Source organism: Streptomyces sp. NPDC048600, from assembly GCF_055587025.1.
In genome coordinates this window covers 242,940-262,394 of the sequence record NZ_JBVJGZ010000001.1, presented here as the reverse complement: position 1 = coordinate 262,394, position 19,455 = coordinate 242,940, and the positions used below count along the sequence as shown (strand labels likewise).

Below are 19,455 nucleotides of genomic sequence, written 5' to 3'. Positions count from 1 at the left end.
ACCCGAGGAGACCCCGATGGCCGTTGTGATCGGCGAGATCGTGAGCGAGGTGACGCTCACCGGCACCTCCGCCGCCACCGTTCCGTCCGCGGGACCCACCACGGGCGGCGGCGGTGCGGCGGAGGACGAACTGGTCGAGCGGGTGGTACGCCGGGCCACCGAGCGGGTGCTCGAACAGCTGCGCAGGGACTGGGAGGCCTGAGGGTGATCCTCGAGGAGAACCAGCTCGCCAAGCTCACCCTCGACGTCTTCCGCGACCAGCGCTTCACCGAGCCGGCCGGACGGTGGCAGGCCCAGTTCAACCCCACCGAGCTGTCCTTCGGCCTCAAGAACCGCTACACCAACGAGCAGCCGGCCGGCGCCAGCAAGCCCGCCACCTCCTACGCGGGCGGCGAGCCGGACCAGCTCACCATCGAGTTCTTCTTCGACGGCACCGGGGTGGTGGAGGCCGCCGAGACGGTCCGGGCCCGTCTTCAGGCGCTGCTCGCACTCACCCGCTTCCAGCCCGAGAGCCACGCCCCCTACTACGTGCGGCTGCACTGGGGGGACTTCGTCTTCCCCGGCGTGATGCTGAGCGCCGATGTCACCTACCAGCTCTTCGACCGGCAGGGCGAGCCCGTCCGGGCCCGGGTCAAGGTGACCTTCCAGGAGGTCGTCGAGCCGGACGACCTCGCCAGGACGGAACGCAGGGAATCGTCGGACCTGTACCAGACCTGGCTCGTACGCGAGGGCGACACCATCGACGGGATCGCCCACCGCGTGTACGGAACCGTCGACTTCTGGCGGCCGGTCGCCGAGGCGAACCGCCTGGCCAACCCGCGGCGCCTGACCCCGGGAACGGTACTCGTGCTGCCCCCGAAGGCGGGATGAGCATGGCCGCCACCGCGACCGACCTTGTCGGCGGCATCCCCGACCTGCCGGACTTCACGCTCAGACTGGCCGGGCGGGATGTCGAGCCCCAGGTACGGCTCGACGTACTGGAGATCGACGTCAGCGCGGAGGTCCTGCGCCACGGGCGGGCCGCTCTGCTCGTACGGAACTGGGACGCCGACACCCGGCAGGTCCGCTACTCCGACGGCGAACTGTTCGCCCCCGGCACCGCCGTGGACATCTCACTCGGGTGGCGCGGCACGCTGCATCCGGTGTTCTCCGGTGTCCTCACCGCCTTGACGGCCCGCTTCGGCGCGGCCTCGGGCCCCGTGCTGGAGATCGCCTGCCGCACCCGCAGCGCTCTGCTGGCAGCCGTGCCCCGCGCCCGCGTCTACGAGGAGTCGACCGACGGCGACGTCGCCGCCGACATCGCGGCCGCCTACGGCCTCACTGCAGATGCGGACGACGGCATCCATCAGCCGGTGGTCGCCTTCTCCGGCGGCACCGACTGGGACTGGCTGGCCGGCCGTGCCGCGGAACTGGGCTACGTGGCGTACGTCGAGGGCGACCGGCTCGTCTTCCGGCCTGCGGCAGAACCGTCCGACGACGACCTCGTCCTCGAGTACGGCAGCACGCTGCGGGAGCTGAGGCTCACCCGCGAGGTGTCCGGGCGGGCCGATCCCGTCTCGGTCGCCGGATTCGACTCCGCCACCCTGGAGACGGTCGTCGCGGACGCCGGGAGCGATCGTGCCGAGCCCGGGACGCAGGGCCGCGCGACACCGGCCGAGGACCTCCGGAAGGCCGGGTGGCCGCTGCGCGAGGCCCACCTCGGCACCTCCGCCGGGATCTCCTCCGAGGAGGCGGACCGGCGGGCGGTCGCCGCCGCCTCCGGCGAGGTGCTGCGTCACTTCCACGGCAGCGGCAGCACCGTGGGGCTGCCCCGGCTGCGGGCCGACTCCTGGCTGCGCTTCACCGGGATCGGCTCCGCCTTCGGCGGGCGTCACTACGTCAGCGCCGTACGGCACCGGCTGGGCAGGAGCGGCTACACGACGGAGTTCCAGCTCGGCTCCCCTCCCGCGCTGCGCCCGCCCGCCCCGCGGGCCACGGCCGGTGCCGGTACCGGGGGAGGCCACGGACTGCTGCTCGGCATCGTGGAGGACCTCGACGACGAACAGAAGCTGGGCCGGGTGAAGGTGGGATTCCCGTGGCTGGCACCCGCGCTCGAACCGGTCTGGGCGAGGCTGAGCACGCTGTCGGCCGGAGCGGACCACGGCACGTGGTTCGTCCCCGACATCGGCCAGGAGGTGCTGGTGGGGTTCATCGACCACGACAGCAGGTTCCCGGTGGTGCTGGGCGCCCTGTGGAACGGCAGGGCGGCCCCGCCCGAGCGGATGGACCCCAAGGCCAATGCCGTGCGGTCCGTGGTCACCCCGGCCGGTCACCGGCTCAGCTTCGACGACTCCTCGAACGGCCGGATCGCCCTGACCACCGCGGGTGGCCACCGGATCGAACTCGACGACGGCAAGGGCGAGATCGTCCTGGCCGAGACGTCCGGGGCCTGCTCGCTCACGCTGTCCGACAAGGGCGTGGCGATCGTCGCCAGGAGCGGCGACATCACGCTGTCCGCACCGGCCGGGACCGTGAACGTGGACGCGGCGACGCTCAAGGCCAAGGCCAAGGGCGCCTCCACCGTGGAGAGCGCGGCCGGCCTGGAACTCAAGGCGGCGGGCTCGCTGTCCGTCTCCGGCGCACTGGTGAAGATCAACTAGGGGGTACGGCTGTGAAGACGGTTGCCCGGCGCTCGTCCACTCCGCGCGGTGCCGCGGCCTCGCGGAACGGAGGCAGCTGATGTTCGCCGCCGCCCGGAACGGAGGCCGCTGATGCCCGCCGCCGCCAGGGTCACCGATCTCACCACGCACGGCGGTGCGGTGGCCGGCCCGGGAGCGGCGACCGTACTGATCGCCGGGCTCCCCGCCGCCGTGCTCGGCGATCTGCACGCCTGCCCCATCCAGCCCGGCCATCCGCCGAGCACCCCCTTCACCGCCGGCAGCCCCACCGTGCTCATCGCGGGGCGTCCCGCGCTGCGGTCCGGCGATCCGTGCGGCTGCGGGGCGTCCGTCGCCGTCGGCGCTCCCACGGTGGTGATCGGATGAGTGACTACCCGCACCTCGGCACCGGCTGGCGGTTTCCGGTCCGCTGGCACCAGGACGGCGGCGACGGCGGCCATGTGGCGACCGTGGACGGCGAGGACGCCGTGGCCCAGTCGATCCGGCTCATCGTGCGGACCACCCTGGGCGAGCGTGTGATGAGGCCGGACTTCGGATCGACCGCCGAGGACCAGGTGTTCGGGATCCGGGACGCTGCGTCCTGCCACCGGCTCGCCCATGAGCTGCGCACCGCGGTGCTGCGCTTCGAACCGCGGGCCATCGTGGACCGGCTCGAAGCGGTCGTGGCGGGCACCGAGGACGACCGGGTCGAGGTCACGGTGGAGTTCAGGATCGACCCGCACCGGCGGCCCACCAGCCTGGTGCTCCCCTTCTACCTGGAGGGCCGCGCATGAGCCGCACCACCGGCGCGGAACCTGGTTCCGGACGTGTCTCACGGGACGAGGTCATCGCCGAGATGGCGCGATCGGCCGCCGCGGCCAGGCCGGTTCCGCATCTGCCGCCCGCGCCCTCGGGTACGCCGCCGACCTGGGCCGATCTGCTGTTCCACGACCCGCTTCCGCAGGGCCGGACCTCGGCCGTGCTCCGGCCCGCCGGGGACCCCTCCCAGGCGGTGCTGCTGGCCGTCGCGGCCCTGCACGAGGGCCTCGCACGGCATTTCGCGCAGCTGCCCGGCCGGGCACGGCTGGCCTGGCTGTCCGAGCGGCTCGGCATCCCGCGCCGCCCCATGGAACCGGACAGCGTGGTGGCCGCCTTCACCGTGGCACCGCCACGACGCGCGGAGCCCGCCGCGGGGCCCGTCGTCCTGCCGTCGGGCACCGAACTGCGCGGAGGGCGCACGGCCGGCGGGGCCGAGCGGATCTACGCGACGACCGACACGCTCACCCTTCAGGGCGCAGGGATCTCCCGGGTCATGGGCACCCTGGCCACGGCCGACGGCGACCGGACCGCGGACCGGCGCGACCCCGAAGCGCCCTTCGCGCCGTTCGCCGGACAGGGGGCCGTCCACCGGCTCGACATCGTCAGTGACGTGCTCGCGTTCACCGGCGGCACCGCGACCGTGACCGTCACCTTCCCCGGCCAGGACACCGCCGGCCTGGCGGGGACGACCTGGCAGTGGTCGACCCCCGACGGCCTGGCCACCGTGCTGCCCGGCTCGCCGGTCCACGACGGCGAGAACGTGCGGCTCGTCCTGAGCGGGGCATGCGGCCCGCTGGCGGTCGACGGGGAGCAACTGACCTTCCTGCGTGCCTGCTTCGACGGTGACGCCGCCCCGGTCGGCGCCTTCGCCTTCGAAACCGCCGACGTACGGGTGCGGATGGAGCGTGAGGCCGTCGTGCCCGACGGCGGCGCCACCGGGAACGGCGCGGTCGACCTCACCCGCGAGTTCCAGCCCTTCGGCCCGACACCCCGGCGCGGCGACAGCTTCTATCTGCGTTCGGAGGAAACGTTCGGGAAGCCGCTGGACAGCCTGACCCTGACCTTCGAACTCCTCGACGACAGCGGCAACGGGCTCATGGCCGTGGACTACGCCGCGCCGGTACAGCAGTGGTACGCCGAAGGGCTGTTCGCGAAGGGCATCGACGTCATCGGCAAGATCCCGTACAAGGAACCCGACCCCGGCATCCAGTGGCAGCGCCGGGCCGGAGGCACCTGGCAGACCTTCAGCACGGCCGGCCGCAAACTCCACGGCCGCAGGACCGCCGCCGTCGCGGTGGGCGGCACGCCGCTCTCCGACCCCACCGAAGTCGGCGGCGTCACGGGCCATTTCATGCGGCTGTTCCTCAGCAGCGGCGACTTCGGCTGGGAGGACCACCTGCGCCGGATCGCCCGGTTCGCCGAGGACGTCGCGACGGCCAGGAGTCCGCGGGCCGGTGACCTCATCGCGCCCACCCCGCCGACCGCGTCGCGGGTGACCATCGGGTACCGCACCCAGTCGGTGTCCGTGCGGGACCTGCGCATCCGCAACGGGCACGCCACCCGGCGGCTCGACCTTCCCGGCCCCGTCGCACGCCCCTTCCGGCAGCCTCTGGACACCTCCGCGGGAGCGCACGGCGCGGTCGCTCTCGGCTTCGCGGGGCTGCGCCCCGACGCGGTCGGCGGACTCTCCTTCCACGTGCGGGTCGGCCAGGCCCCCGCCTGCGCGTCCTCGGGCCGGGGCCATGACGTGACCTGGGAGTACTGGAGCACGGCGGACGCCTGGCAGCCGCTGCACGTGCTCGACGGCACCAAGGGGCTGCGGCAGAGCGGAGTCGTGAGAACCCTGCTGCCCGCCGACTGGGCCGAAGGCTGCGCGGATCAGGGCGCGGCCATGGACCGCTGGCTGCGCCTGCGCACCTCGACGCCCCATCTGGTGGGCGAGATCCTGGACATCCGCACGGACGCCGTCACAGCCGTGTGCCGCAGCGGGCCCGATCCCGAGGCGGACCGCGGTCCGTCGACCGCGCCTGCCGCGGGGGAGTTGAAGGGACTGCGCCGCCCGATCCCCGGTGTGAAGGTGTCCAACCCGGGCGTGGGCACACCGGGCCGGGCCGCCGAGACCGACGAGGAGTATCTGCGCCGCGCCACCGGTGTCGTGCGGCACCGGGGGCGGGCGATCCAGCCCTGGGACTACGAGACGCTCGTCAAGGACACGTTCCCCGAGGTCGCCGCCGTACGGTGCCTGCCGCACACCGGGGCGGACGGCTGCGCCGAGCCCGGCTCGGTCGCCCTGGTGGTCGTCCCCCGCGGCGCCGAGCGACTGCCCCTGCCGGGCGTCACGCTGGCCGAGCGCATCCTCGCCCGCCTGGAGCCCGTCCGCTCCCCGCACGCACAGCCGGTGGTGCTGTGCCCCCTGTACGAACAGGTGGGTGTCCACGCGCGGATCGCCCTGGCTCCGGGCGTCGCCGCCGCCGAGGCACGCGAGAGCCTGACCGCCGCTCTGGAGGCCCGACTGCACCCGGGCGGAAGCGGCTTCGCCGACTTCGGCCGCGCGCTCTACCCCTCGTCGCTCACCGTGTTTCTCGAGGAACGGCCGGAGGTGGACCACGTGCGGGACCTGCGGCTGCTGCCCCCGCACACCGGCCTGCCCAGGGTCGGCACCGACGCGTGCCGCGGCCTGATCGCATCGGCCGGAGAGCATGAACTCGTCCTCGAGGAGCGCCTGTGACGCAGCCGAAGCCCGGCGCGGTCCCGTCCGCTCCCCCCTCGCTCCCCGCCCCCCTGCGCGCCGTCACCGCCCCGGCCCCCGACGCCGACTTCGCCGCGCTGCTCGAGACGGCCATGGAGACCGTACGGGAGTACGCGGCCGGCTGGACCGACCACAACCCCAGCGACCCGGGTATCACGCTGCTGGAATCCGTGGTCTGGTCGCTGGCCGATCTGCACTACCGCACCGAGAACCGGCCCCTGTCCGGCTGGTCGGCCGAGACGGGGCTGTTCCGGGACGCCGCGGAGCTGCACTGGAGCCGCGCGCCGCTGCCGCGGGACCCGGACGGTCTCAAGGCCCTGGGAGACCTCCTGGCCGGGCTGACTCCCGCCGACCGCCAAGCCGTCCGGGCAGCACCGACCGGACAGGCCGCCGCCGACCACCTCAGCCGTCCGGCGGCCCCCGGTGGGGATCCGGCCGGTGAGGCGGCCTTGCGCGCGGCGGCCGTCAGGCTGCTGCGTGCCCCGCTCGTGCGGCAGGCGGCACTCGAGGCGACAGCACCGGCTGGGGAACCGCCGCCAGACGCAAGGGCGGTGCTCTTCGCCGAGGAACAGGCGGCCATCGGCGAGCGCCACCGCCGTACGAGCGCGGCGGAGCGTCTGCGTGCCCTGGAGGGCCGGGTGCGTGAGCTGGTGTCGGCGGCGGCCGACCGCGTCGCCGCCCAGACCGTGCTGGCCGCGGAACTGGACCTCGACGCGCGGGCGGCGGCGGACGCCGTGGGCATCCATCCCGCGCCTCCGGGTGCGCGCCCGGAGGACTGGGAACGAGCCGACGGCGGCACCACGTGCTGGCCGCCGCACCCCCTTCAGACCCGCACCGTCGAGCCCGTTACCACCGACGACTACGCGCGGCTCGCCGTCGGAGTGACCCACGATGTCACCGGGGCGGCGGACGGCAGCGGGATCGTGACCGTCGAACGGGCCTGGGCGGTGCCCGGAGTGCTCCCCGGGATCGGCTTCGACGGCCGGGACACCCAGGACGAGGCCGGCCACGGGGGAGCCGCCAGACCAGGGGCGATCACCTTGCTGGTGCAGCCCGACCGGCCGGCCGCACTCACAACCGGCGACGAGCGTCGCCGCTTTCTGCACACCGTGCTGGCCGAGACCCTCTCCGGGCCGGACGAGACGGCCGAGGTCGACCAGCCGTACGAGAACCCGCACCTCGACCTCGGCCGGCTCGCACCGCGTCGGCTGATCGGTGACGAGGTCGGCGCGGCCCTCCTGGGAACCTGCCCGATCGCCCTGCGCGGAGTCGTGTACGTGCCGGTGACGGCCTCCCGGCACGGCGTTCTGCGCGATGCCCTGGCCAGGATCGGGGCGCTGTTGAAGGCAGGCCGCGAGGAGAGCGCGGACATCACGGCCGAGCCCGGCCACCCCCGCGACACGGACGGACCCTGGCCGCGCACGGGCCGGCCCGCCGCCACGGCGGCCGGAGGCTGGCGCCCCGGTGAACCGGTCCGGCTGGCGGAACTGGTCCAGGTGATCTCCGGCGACCCGGAGGTGCTCGGCGTGGAGGACCTGGCGGCGGCGGTACTGCCGGACGCACCGGACGGCCGGCCGGAATGGCACTCGGGCGAACTTGTTCTCCCTCGGCACTGTGTGCCCGTGCTGGCCGCCGACGACCGGCATTGTCTGACCGTCCGCCTGGAACTGCGCGAAGGGTGCGCCGATGGCTGCTGAGTACACCACGATCGCCACGCATCTGCCGGGCGTGTTCGCGGCCGACCGCGAGAGCTTCGAGCAGATCGAGGGATTCCTGGCACTTGTCGACGACCTGAACCGGGCCTACCTGGACCGCCTGGCGGAACTGCCCCTCTGGTACAGCCCGGCCGGCGCCGCCTGGCCCCCGGGACTGCCCACCGACGCGGGCGGCGACGCCCTCCTCACCCGCATCTCCGAGCTCTACGACGAACTGGCCGACTGGTACGGCTTCGTCTTCCCCGGGACGTGGCGCGACGCACAAGGACTCACGCGCAAAAGGGAGTTCCTGGAGAAGGCGGCCCGGCTGTGGCGCCGCCGCGGCACCCCCCGCGGCTTCCTCGACTGGTTCTGCCTGTGGTTCGGCCTCAGCGAACCCTCGCAACGGCCGCTCCTGGTCGAGCACTTCAAGTACGCCACGGCAGGGGAGCGCGCCGGGACACCGCACACCGACACCGACGGACGTCAGCGGCCGCTGCCCTGGCTGCGCGCCACCCTGTTCGTACCGGTCTCGGCCGCGTTCCCGGACGCCGCCGCGCGCACGGAGGCCTCACTGGTCGTCGAACGCTACGCGCCCGCCCATGTGCTGATGCGGCTGTGCTGGGTCCCCGACGGCTTCGTCCTGGAGCGGCGACAGGGCCCGGGGGCGGACGATCCGGAGACCGAGGAGGAGTTCCGGGAGCGGGTCCGGGGGCTGTTGTGCGGGCTGGTCGACCTCACCGAACACAAAGACGGCCTGCGGCTGGGGAACTGCATCGACGAGGGCGCGGCCGCCGACCGGCTGGACGTCGGCCGACTTCCCACCGACGTGACGGAGGCTTGAGCGGATGAGCACGAACGACCACGCCGCACCCGGCCCGGAAGACACGGAGACGGCCGGGCGCCGCTATCCGCTGTTCACCAGCGGGCAGACCCTCACCAGGGACGACCTCAATCTGCTGCGTGACTTCCTCGACGGACAGGATCAGGTCCTCGGCCGGGCGATCGGCTTCGGGATCGTGAGCGGTCTCACCGGCGCGCTGAGCGATCCGGACCCCGACGGCAGGCGGAAACTGACCGTGGCACCCGGCCTGGCCGTCGACCAGCACGGCCGGCTGCTGCTGCTCGAGACCGACACGGTGGTCGAAGTCACCACGGGCAGCGCAGACTTCGACTTCATCGACCCCGGCCAGGGCGGCGTCACCCCCGTCCTGGTGTTCCAGGACCTCGACAAGCCGGCCCCACCGTGCGACGAGACCGGCTGCGCCGGGCACTCCGCGATCCGCGTCCGCGGCGCCACGGTGGTGCTCGCGCCCGGCCGGCTCAGGACCCCGCAGACGGATTTCGCCACCGAGCCGCTGCTCCGGGACGAATCCCCGCTGACGATCGCCGCCGACGGGAGCGTCCAGGGTGACTTCGACCGGCTCCGCACCGCGATCGGCAACCGCCTCGCGGCGGCCGGGGTGACGCTCACCCAGCCCTCGGCGAAGCGACTGGCCGAGCTGACGATCAGCGGTCCCCTGTTGCCGGCGATCAGACAGTACCGAGCGGCGTTCCTCAACCATGTCTTCTTCGCGGCCCTCGACGCGCTGCGGGTCCTGGCCCTGAACACGCCGTCACCGCGCGACGCCGTGCCACCCGGAGTGGCCCTGGGCTGGATCACCGGGGGCACACCGACCTGGAAGCCGGAGTACCGGCACGATCTCGAGCCGCCCGCCGGACTGTCCAACGCCTTGCTCGGTTCGGGCGCGCTGGACCCGCCGACGCTGATGCTCAACAGGCTGGAGTCGCTCATCGGCAGCTACGCCGAACCCCTTGTACCCGGGCCGGACGATCCGCCGAAACCGCCGCCCGGCAAGGACGACTTCCACAAGTGCCCCAAGGGCAAGAAGGCAGTGGCCAGGCTCAGGATGAACCTGGGGCTGAAGGTGGAGTGCATCGACGTCGTCTACCCACCGCCCAAGATCCCCGACGCCTGGCGGGACCTCTATCTGGAGGAAGTCCCCCTCGTGAAGGGCGGCGGCCACGGGGTGATCGACCCCGTGGAGATCGACGTCCTGTACGACATCGACCCGCTCGACTTCGCACAGGCCGGGGTGTTCTCACTGAACCCGGCACTCGGCGGCGACGCGGTCGCCACCGAGGCCTCGGTGAAGCAGTTCATCACCGACCGCGGTGTGAAGCCGAAGGTGCTCGTGCGCACGGCGGCCGAGGCGCACGGCATCGAGGGGTTCTCCGCCCAGGGCGCGATCAGCCTCGGGGACACCCTCGTCCTGGTCAAGGACCAGCACGGCAAGATCGTCGAGATCGGGCGGGTCGCCAACCAGCAGGTGCTGAAAAGCGCGGGAGGTGTCCTCGCGAACGCAGGCAGCGAGGCGAAGGAGGCCGCCGCCAGCGCACTGAAGGCCGAGCAGGCGGTCGACGGCGTGATGAGCAAGGTGCAGGTCCTGGAGACCGGCCTGACCCAGCTCAAGAGCGGCGAGCTGCAGGAGTTTCCCGCACTGGGCGGGCTGGTCCAGCAGCTCAGGAACGTGGTGACCAAGAACGACATCGACGTGCTGCGCAACGATCTGCGGGCCGAGGTGGATCTCAAGCTCACGGCACAGGACACCAAGGTGGACCTCAAGCTCACGGCACAGGACACCAAGGCCGTCGCCAGGATCGAACAGCTGGAGGAGAGGACCCAGAACCTCCGGAGCGGCGTGCAGCGCGTCGGCGAGCAGGTCGAGAAGTTCCAGCAGTCCGTCGTGGAATCCGTTGCCCGGGTCACCACCGTGGAGCAGGTGAACCTCGCGTTGGGGCGCAACCTCGACAAGGCGCTGGAGGCGGTCAAGATCTCCAACCAGAGGGTGGACGACATCCTCAGGCCACGGGCCGTCGCCCCACGCCTCGCCGAGGCCACGCGGCTCAACGCGAGCATGGTCGACTTCCTGGGGACGATGCGCCGCTCACTCGTCGAGGCCGCTCCCGACGACCGCCGCGACGCCGTGAGAGACGAACTCGCCACCGGTGAGGAGGCGTTCACCGAACTGGGCAGGCACATCGAGCGGGAGCAGCCGCTGACCCTGTCCCACGGCCAGGAGCTCTCCACCCTCGTCGAGTCCCTGGTGGCGGCCGCGGAGGCGGCCCGGTTGCCCGACGACGGACTCGCGCGGATCCGCAGTGCGGCCGACGCTCTCACCGAGCGGCTGCGGGGGCCGTCTTGACCGGGCCGACCGGGACCGCGGTGGATCTGCGGCTCGAACGCCTCACCATCCTGTGCCGGACGACCCCCGAGGAGCAGGAGCGCGCTCTCGCCGTGCGCGCCCGGCTCGCCCGCCTCGCCGCCGAGCGGCTCCCCGCCGCACTGGTCCGTGCTCTGGGCGTGCCGCCCGGAGCGGAGGTACCGGACCTGATGCTGGACCGGCTGGTCGTCCCCCTCGGCTTCGATCCCGTGGAGTACGACGACGAGACCGTGGTGCTGATGTGGGCCGAGCACATCCGCGCCGCGATCGCCGGGCGCCTGTCCGTCCCGCGCCCCGCCCCGGCGGGCGAACCGGCCTGGGAACCGGCCCCGTCCACGGCGGGCGACGGCCCCCGGCCGCTCGACGCCGGACGGCAGGGCGTCGGCACCGGGCTTCCACCGGACCTCGGTGTGCGGCTGAGCCGCCTCTCGAACGCCGCCCTCACTCGGGTCGCACGCGTGCTGGCGGCACGGCCGGACGCGCTGTCCGCGCTGTGGCGGGCCCTGGACGCCGACGAGCGGCGGGCCGTGAGCATCGCCCTGGCGACGTCACGCCCAGGTGGCGTGCCGATGCCGAAGGCGGGCCGGCTGCCGATGGAACCCGTTCCTTCCGCGGAAGACGGTGCCGTGGCCACCACGCCGGTCCACGGCGGCGAAGCGCCCGCCGACGCGGACAGCGCCGCCGACGCCGAGTGGGCCACCCTCTGGCAGGCCCGCGCCGCCCAGTCGACGGCCGGCACTCCCGCGGACGCCGCCGACGCCGAGTCCTTCCTCGCGGCGCTCCTGGAACCAGCCGGCCATCCCTCTTCGCCGGACAGCCCTCTGCTCTCCAGGGCGGGCGGGCTCGTGCTGCTGTACCCGTGGCTGGCCGACTACCTCGACGAGGCCGTCGACGCGCTGGGGGGCAGCGCGTCGCCCGCCTTCGCCGAAGCCCCGGCGGAGGACCTGCGCCGCGTAGCCCTCGCCGTACTGACCGACCCGGCCGACCCGGACCTCCAGTCCGATCCACTGGTCATGGTGCTGGCCGGGCAGCACCCCAGGACGCGCGTGCCCCGGATCGCAGGCGGAACGCCGGCGGAGCCAGCGGCGGAGGTGGCACTGCGCCGATTCGCCGCCGCACTGCCCGGTTTCGCGCAGTCCAGTGCCGCCTACGTCCGGACCGGGTTCCTGCGGCGCCCCGCCCGGCTGCAGGAGACGGCGGACGGCCAGGGCACCGTGGATGTGGAGCTGGGACAGCTGCCGCTCGACATCGCGCTCTCCCGCCTGCCCTATCCGTTGGGTCTGTTCCAGCTCCCGTGGTCACCGCCGGTCCGTATCCGGTTCGCGGCCGCGCCGCCCGATGGAAGGCAGCGTGCCTGATGCTGACACCGGGCCATATGGGCGAACTGCAAAGGGCGTTGACCACGCTGGAGGCGGTCATCGGGCTCCGGCTGGAGGAACGCCGTGCGTTCGCAGCCCACGGGGCAGCGGGCACCGATCCCGAGCGGGTCGTGGCCGCCCTCATGGCCAGACCGCTGGGCCTGGAGGGTTCGGAGGGACTGCCCGGCATGACCGCCTACGCGGGTGACGGGCCGCTGTCCCGCGTCGTCAAGGACTGCGCGCTGGACCCGGCCGAGGCACTCACCCTCGTGGCCGCCGTCGCCCCAGAGATCGACGAGAAGTTCAGCGTCTACTACGGGCTCCTCACCGACCGCCCCGGAGTCGCGCATCTCACCGGCGAAGTGGTGCGCAACCTGTGCGGGCGCACCTTCGCGGGCCGGCTGGCGGCCCGTGACCTGCTGTCCACGCACGGCAGACTGCGCGGCGCCCGCCTGCTCGACCTCGCACCCGACGACAGCGCCGCGCTGGCGGGAAGGGTGACCCCGCACCGCAGCCTCGTCGCCTTCCTCACCGGCGGGTCGGTCGGCGGCGGTCCGCTGCCCGATCTGCCGGTCGACCGGATGGACACGGCCCACACACTGGACGACATCGTCGTACCGGGTCAGGTACGACGCCAGCTCGGGGCCGTGCTGGAACGTGTCAGGCACAAGCACACCGTGCTGGAGGAGTGGGGCTTCGCCCGGGAGCACGACGGCGTGCGCGGCACTTTGGTGCTGTTCCACGGGCCGCCCGGCACCGGCAAGTCGATGACCGCGGCGGTGCTCGGCCGCACGGTCGGTGTCCCGGCCTACCGGGTCGACGTCTCGGCCCTGGTCAGCAAGTACATCGGTGAGACGGAGAAGAACCTCGCCCGGCTGTTCGACTGGGCGGAGGAAGAGGAGTGCTTCCTCGTCTTCGACGAGGCGGACGCCGTCTTCGGCCGCCGTACAGAGGTGTCCGACGCGCGGGACCGGTACGCCAACCAGGAGGTGAGCTACCTCCTCCAGCGGGTCGAGCGCCATCCGGGGGTGGTGATCCTGACGACCAATCTGCTGGGCAACCTCGACGACGCCTTCACGCGCCGGATCGACCTGCGCGTCGAGTTCCCGGTGCCCGGGGTGGCCGAGCGGCTCGCCATCTGGCGGGGGGTGCTGCCCGCCGCGGTGCCCGTGGCCCCGGACGTCGACCTCACGGGCCTCGCGGAACGCTATCCGCTGACGGGGGCGGAGATCCGTGACGCCGCGGTCGCGGCCGCCTACGCCGCGGCGGCGAACGGACGGACGGTGACAGCGGAGCACCTGACGTCCGGGGTTCTCACGGCCTTCGCCAAGAGCGGGCGAACGCCTCCGTCGGTGTCGGGCTGAGGAGCGCGTGTGGAACGTGCACATGTCGGCCCCGAGAGGCGGGCGAGCGCCCCGGAGCGCGCGGCCGGGGTCTCCCCGGCCCGCCCCTCACGACGCCGGCCCGCCGGGGAGACCCCGGTAAGGGATCAGCCGCGGCACGCGCCGGGCGGCGCCGGCAGTGCCTCGGCGGTGACGCGTTCGGCGGGGAGCACCGGTCCGCAGGAGGGCACGGCCGACGCACGGGCCTGGGTGGCCGGGCCCGTGGAGTCCCCGTTCGTGCGCGGCACGGCACGCTTCGAGGTGGGCGAGGACGGCACACCCACGGGTCGGGTCTCGGTGGAGGCCACCGTGACCGTACTCGGCACCGTGCTGGCGCGGTTGTCGTACGCCGACGGCGTCTGGCCGCGACCGGCGGACCTGGGGGAGGCGCGGGGAGTTCCCGGTGTCGCGGGTCCTCAGGGCGGCACGGCGGCGCTCCCGCTCCCGTCGGTGGCCGTGGACGCGGGTGTGGCGGGCATCTTGCTGGACGTCGCAGCCGCGCAGGGCCGGTGGGAGGTGGACACCGGCGACGGACCTCGGCCGGCGGCCGGTCCGTCTCTGACGCTGCCGGTCCCGAGCGGGCCACGGGCCGAGGCCGGGACCGGCACCCCGCCCGCGGACCCCGTCACCCTGCCGCCGGAGCAGCAGCCGGGGGAGCGGCCGGAGCAGCGGCCGGGAGACTCCGTGGCAGGGCCGTCCGCGGCCCCCGATGTCCTGGCCGCGGACCGTATCGTCGTGAGCCCCGATGTTCCCTTCGGCGCGCCCGGACTCCTCGTGAGCGCCGGGGAGACCGCCGCCCCCTCCGCCACCGATACGGCGCCCGCTCCCGCCACCGTGGCCTCCCTCCCCGGCCAGGCCCCTGCCGCACAGGCCCCGGGCGAATCAGCAACGGGCGAACCAGCCCCGGGTGAGCCCGTCCCCGCCCCGCTCGCCGAGGCACCCGGAGGGAGCGTGGCCGAGGAACCCCCGGCCGCCGAGGAGGCCGTACCCGAAGTCGTCCTGCACATTCCACCGGCGCCCGCCGTGCCTTCCCCCGCGCAGCAGGTGCGCATCGCCACCGTGTCCAAGGGCGCCCGCAGCGCGGCTCGTTCAGCGGGCACACTGCCGGACGCGGAGTCCACCACGGCGGCCGCCCGTGGAGCCGTGACCGAGCCACCGGCGGAGACAGCCGCGCGGGCCGGTGCCGCGCTCGCGGACGCCCTTGGTACGAAGCCGACCCCGAGCCCGCAGATCCTGCTGCTGTGCGACGACATCCGGCGAGCCATCCGCAGCAAGCGCCCGCTCGACGAGAAGCACCTCGTCGACGCCGACCCGAAGGCGATGGCCAAGGACGCCGGCCAATCGCTCAGCACCTCCGTGGAAGGTGACACCGCGCAAGCCGCGGGAGGATACGACGGGCTCCAGCAACAGCCCGCCGGCACGCCCGCGGGCACCCCGCAGCCGCTCGTCCGTCCGGCCGCGACGGTGGCCGACCCGGGAATCGCGGCGCCCGCGGCCGCTCCGGACCCGGTCCCGCCGCAGGACGTCTCCCTGGACGCGGACAAGGCGGACCTGGACAAGAAGGTCGCCGACTCGAGGATCGACCGGCCGTCGTCCGCGCCCATCCAGCAGCCGCCCTTCTCCACCGTACGAGAGGGGCAGCAGCAGTTCGCCCAGATGGCGGCGGCCCGGCCGGCCGAGGTACTGGCCAAACAGGACGAGGCGCTCGCCCAGGCCAGGACCGGCATGGCCGATCTGCAGACCAAGGCACTGGAGGCGCTCAACTCCTCACGAGCCGCCACCGTCACCGGTGTCACCGGGCGGCAGAGCGCGATGGTCGGCACCGAGCAGCAGACACGGGAGTCCGTCAGCCGCCGGGCCCAGGAGATCTTCACCGGGACACAGACGCGGGTGGACGGACTGCTGAAGCCGCTTCCCCGGACGGCGATGGAGAAGTGGAACGCCGGACTGGAGCGGCACTCCACGGAATTCCGGCAGTCGCTTGACCGGGTGGCGCGGTGGATCGAGGAACGCCATTCAGGAGCCGGCGGGCTGCTCCTCGCGGGCTGGGACACCATCACAGGGCTGCCCGCCTGGGTGACCGAGGAGTACGACCGGGCGGAGCGGCTGTTCGGCGACGGGGTCTGCGACCTGCTGCTGGAGATCTCGGCCGACGTCGAGACCGTGATCGCGGCGGCCAAGGCCGTCATCGACGACGCCCGGCGACAGCTCGGCCAGCTGTTCACCGACCTGCCCGCCGAACTGCGCGCATGGGCGGCGACCGAGCAGGCCGCGTTCACCGCGAGACTCGAGGGCCTCGACGCCCAGGTCGACCGGACCCGCGACGACTTCACCAAGGACCTCAGCCAGCAGGCCGTGACGGCTGTCGCGCAGGTGCAGCACGAGGTCGAACAGCTCCGCGAGGCCGCGGGCGGGCTCATCGGCAGGATCGCCAAAGCCGTGGAGCAGTTCCTCGACGACCCGGTCAAGGCCATCGTCGAGGGACTGCTGCTGCTCGTCGGGATTCCACCACCCGCGTTCTGGGCGCTGGTGGACCGTATCCAGCAGGTCGTGGCGGACATCGCCGACGACCCGATGAAGTTCGGCAACAACCTGGTCGCCGCCCTCGCCCAGGGATTCCGGCAGTTCTTCGACCACTTCCCCGACCACTTGCTCAACGGGTTCTTCAACTGGCTGTTCCGGGGACTGGGTTCGGTCGGTGTCCAGATTCCCACCGACTTCGGCATCCCGAGCATCATCACCTTCGCGCTTCAGCTCATGGGCCTCACCTGGGCGCGGCTGCGGGGAATCCTCGTCAAGCACATCGGCGAGAAGAACGTCGCCCTGATCGAGACGGCCTGGGACCTGGTCTCGACGCTGATCACGAAGGGGCCCGAGGGCATCCTGGAGATGCTCAAGGAGAAGCTCGACCCGGGCGACCTGTTCCAGCAGATCCTCGATGCCGCCATCGCCTACGTCACCGAGACGCTGGTCGAGCAGGTGGCGATGCGCGTCCTCGGCATGCTGAACCCCGCAGGCGCGGTCCTGCAGGCCATCGAGCTGATCTACAAGGTGCTGCGCTGGGTCTTCGAGAACGCGGCCTCCGTCTTCAGACTCGTCGACACCGTGGTGGGCGGTGCCGCGGACATCCTGGCCGGCAACACCGGAGGGATGGCCAAGGCGGTGGAAGGCGCCCTGGCGCAGCTTCTGCCGATCGTGATCGACCTCCTGGCGGGCATGGCCGGACTGGGCGACCTCCCCGAACAGGTCGTCGCGGTGATCAAACGGCTCCAGGACTATGTGTTCGGCATCGCCGAGGCGGTGATCGGCTGGCTGGTCACCAAGGGCCGTGCCCTGCTCGCCACGCTCGGTCCCGGTGGGCCGCAGGAGAAGAAGGAGGGAACCGGCGGTAAGGGCGCGGACGACGAGATCGGGCAGAGTGTCACCTTCAGCGCGGGCGGTGAGGCGCACCGACACTGGATCCAAGTCACCGGCGCGACGGCCGACCTGATGGTCGCGAGTCAGCCCACGCGACTCGAGGCGAGACTGGCGCAGTGGGAGAAGGCCGCACCGCAGAAGTTCAAGGACGACGAGAAGGCGAGGACCGCGGTCCTCGCCGATATCACCACGCTGCGCACCCTCGTCTCGAACGCGGACATCGAGGCGGACCGGCTCGCACGGGAGAAGGCCGCCCTCGACGCGCAGCAGAGCCCCGGTGGCCCAGGAGCACCAACCGCACCCCTCACCGACGACGAGGCCCTGGAACAGAGGCAGAGGGAGATCGCCCGTGTCCTCGGCCTGCTCTTCACGGCGTTCGGCCAAACCCGTGAGGCGGACCTGGAGGTGCTGCTCGTCGAGATCTCCGCCCAACTACCCCTGCATGGAAGGAGATTCGCCGCGCGCGTACACCCGGCCTGGTGGGAGCGGCAGATCAGGAAGCCCGTGATCTACGAATCCTCGACCGACTCGGAGGAACGGATCTGGGAGCAGGACGTGACCAACGCCACCGAGGAGCAGGCCGTCGCGTTCCTCGACCATCCCGAAATCCCCAGGCTCGTACGCTTCTACTTCTACGGCGACGACCCCACGAGCGGCTCGTCCCAGGACCCGCTCAGCAGACGGCGGCCCAGCGCCCAGGCCTTCGGCGACTACCTCTTCACCCTCCCGAGAACAAGGCCTCCCCAGATGCTGCGGTCGGCCTTCATCCTCAGGCTCGGAGAGGCGGCCGCCGAACGGCTCAGGCTCGCCGGCGAGGCGCGCCTCGCGCCGGACGCCGACGCCCACATCCGCAACGAGATCGGCGGGATCGGCTTCAGGCACTCCCTCACCGCGGAAGGCGAAGCCCAGTACGGCAGATTCGACCCGTTCGTCGGTTCCACCCTCCACCCCGGCCTGGCGGCAGCGGTACGCGCCTACGGCAAAGGGGACCCGACCATCGGCGTGGTGCCCTTCCTCACCGCACTCACCGTTCTGCCGAAGGCCGGCGGACTCACCTGGGAGCACTTCAGCGCCCTGTGGAACACGGGCGGCGCCACCAGATCATGGATCAAGAACCAGTTCCGCGAGGCGATGCCCGGTCACCACGAGTGGATTCCGGTCGACCGTATCCGCGAGGTCATGGCCCATGCCGTCGACATCGCACGCAAGGGGGACATCGCCCGCGCCATCGACTGGATGTGGGCGATGCACAGGCTGAGGAGTCCCACCAACCATGTGGTGTGGTCGATCGGAGGGATCGTGGGCTTCCGGTACACCCCAGGCGAGGAGCCGAAGCCGATCGTGGATCCGAAACTGGGGACCCACGTGGGCGGGGCCTCGCTCCCGGGAGAGCCCACACGCCCGGCGGGCACCGCGAACTCGGCCGCCTTCCACGACCGGCTGCGCCAGTTCCTCGCCGACTACAGGGAATTCGGCGCGACACCCCGCCAGTTCGTCACCGACCTGCGCGCCAGCCTCGACCGCTTCATCTGGGACGGTGGCACGGAGCACCTCGAAGCCTGGCAACTGAACCTCCGCCTCGGCGTCGACATCCTCGTCGACAACGGTGACGACGCCGAGTGGCGACAGGGGATGACCATCGGCGAACTGGCCGCGTTGCAGAGGGACCGGTTCAAGAAGATCCAAGCGAACTTCGACGCGCTGGCGCAGACTCTGTCGTGACGTGTTCCCTGGCCGGAAGTGAGGCGACTCTAGAACTTGGGCCCGGGGTTCTTGGGCTGCCCGCCCATCCGGTGGTCGCTCCAGTCGATGCCGTCGTCGTACTCCTTGCTCGACGCGAGCCCCAGGAACCCGAGAAGGGGAGCCGCGATGAGGACTGCCCCGCACAGACTGCCGATGGCCACGTAGGCCGCGGCGGCGGTGACGGCCCAGAACAGGATGTCGCACACGATCCGCGCCCACAGCGGGAACGGGGCGCGCCAGCCGTGGTAGCGGCGGTACATGCGCACGAACCTGCCGGACATCCGCTTGAACAGGCCGGCCTTTCTCTGGCCCGGCCTTGCCGTATGGCTGTTGCCGTGCGGACGTGGCTTGCTGTTGCTCATAGAGTGCTTTATCCCTTGAAACAGTGAGAAATCAGGCCACATAAAGTGGAGGGGAGTCGCGGACCTGTGCT

The 19,455-nt window shown here is 72.4% G+C and carries 13 protein-coding genes; 12 read left to right on the top strand and 1 reads right to left on the bottom strand.

From position 1 onward, the window contains the following. Positions 1-16: 16 nt before the first annotated feature. The 12 genes from ACZ6SQ_RS01110 to ACZ6SQ_RS01055 all read left to right on the top strand — a co-directional run bounded on the left by ACZ6SQ_RS01110 (position 17) and on the right by ACZ6SQ_RS01055 (position 19,001). Complete coding sequence (locus ACZ6SQ_RS01110; protein WP_469555219.1) at positions 17-202, top strand: hypothetical protein; 186 nt, start codon at positions 17-19, stop codon at positions 200-202. Between the two features lie 2 nt (positions 203-204). Beyond that, positions 205-870, top strand: coding sequence for a CIS tube protein (locus tag ACZ6SQ_RS01105; RefSeq protein WP_386376670.1), 666 nt, complete (start codon positions 205-207; stop codon positions 868-870). Between the two features lie 2 nt (positions 871-872). Beyond that, positions 873-2,639: a phage baseplate assembly protein V gene (locus ACZ6SQ_RS01100; RefSeq protein WP_469555216.1), complete on the top strand. Its 1,767-nt coding sequence runs from the start codon at positions 873-875 to the stop codon at positions 2,637-2,639. Between the two features lie 111 nt (positions 2,640-2,750). Then, positions 2,751-3,023, top strand: a complete 273-nt coding sequence (locus ACZ6SQ_RS01095) for a PAAR domain-containing protein (RefSeq protein WP_469555214.1) — start codon at positions 2,751-2,753, stop codon at positions 3,021-3,023. Then, positions 3,020-3,430, top strand: coding sequence for a GPW/gp25 family protein (locus tag ACZ6SQ_RS01090; protein ID WP_469555211.1), 411 nt, complete (start codon positions 3,020-3,022; stop codon positions 3,428-3,430). Before ACZ6SQ_RS01095 ends, ACZ6SQ_RS01090 begins: the two co-directional genes overlap by 4 nt. Then, positions 3,427-6,183, top strand: coding sequence for a hypothetical protein (locus ACZ6SQ_RS01085; RefSeq protein ID WP_469555209.1), 2,757 nt, complete (start codon positions 3,427-3,429; stop codon positions 6,181-6,183). The genes ACZ6SQ_RS01090 and ACZ6SQ_RS01085 overlap by 4 nt, the downstream gene beginning before the upstream one ends. Then, positions 6,180-7,901 (top strand): hypothetical protein, encoded by a 1,722-nt coding sequence (locus ACZ6SQ_RS01080; protein ID WP_469555207.1) that lies wholly within the window; start codon positions 6,180-6,182, stop codon positions 7,899-7,901. Before ACZ6SQ_RS01085 ends, ACZ6SQ_RS01080 begins: the two co-directional genes overlap by 4 nt. Beyond that, on the top strand, positions 7,891-8,742 hold the full coding sequence (locus ACZ6SQ_RS01075) for a hypothetical protein (protein ID WP_469555204.1): 852 nt from the start codon (positions 7,891-7,893) through the stop codon (positions 8,740-8,742). The genes ACZ6SQ_RS01080 and ACZ6SQ_RS01075 overlap by 11 nt, the downstream gene beginning before the upstream one ends. Positions 8,743-8,746: 4 nt before the next feature. Then, entirely contained in the window at positions 8,747-11,104 is a 2,358-nt protein-coding gene (locus tag ACZ6SQ_RS01070) for a hypothetical protein (RefSeq protein ID WP_469555202.1), read from the top strand. Then, a complete protein-coding gene (locus tag ACZ6SQ_RS01065; protein WP_469555201.1) occupies positions 11,101-12,480 on the top strand; it encodes a contractile injection system tape measure protein in 1,380 nt (459 codons plus the stop codon). Before ACZ6SQ_RS01070 ends, ACZ6SQ_RS01065 begins: the two co-directional genes overlap by 4 nt. 17 nt (positions 12,481-12,497) lie before the next feature. Then, complete coding sequence (locus ACZ6SQ_RS01060; RefSeq protein WP_469555200.1) at positions 12,498-13,844, top strand: ATP-binding protein; 1,347 nt, start codon at positions 12,498-12,500, stop codon at positions 13,842-13,844. 9 nt (positions 13,845-13,853) lie between these two features. Beyond that, a complete protein-coding gene (locus tag ACZ6SQ_RS01055) occupies positions 13,854-19,001 on the top strand; it encodes a DNA polymerase III subunit gamma/tau domain-containing protein (protein WP_469555198.1) in 5,148 nt (1,715 codons plus the stop codon). Positions 19,002-19,030: 29 nt separating this feature from the next. Here the strand turns inward: ACZ6SQ_RS01055 and ACZ6SQ_RS01050 are convergent, their stop codons facing one another. Next, positions 19,031-19,384, bottom strand: coding sequence for a hypothetical protein (locus ACZ6SQ_RS01050; RefSeq protein WP_469555195.1), 354 nt, complete (start codon positions 19,382-19,384; stop codon positions 19,031-19,033). Positions 19,385-19,455 lie beyond the last annotated feature (71 nt).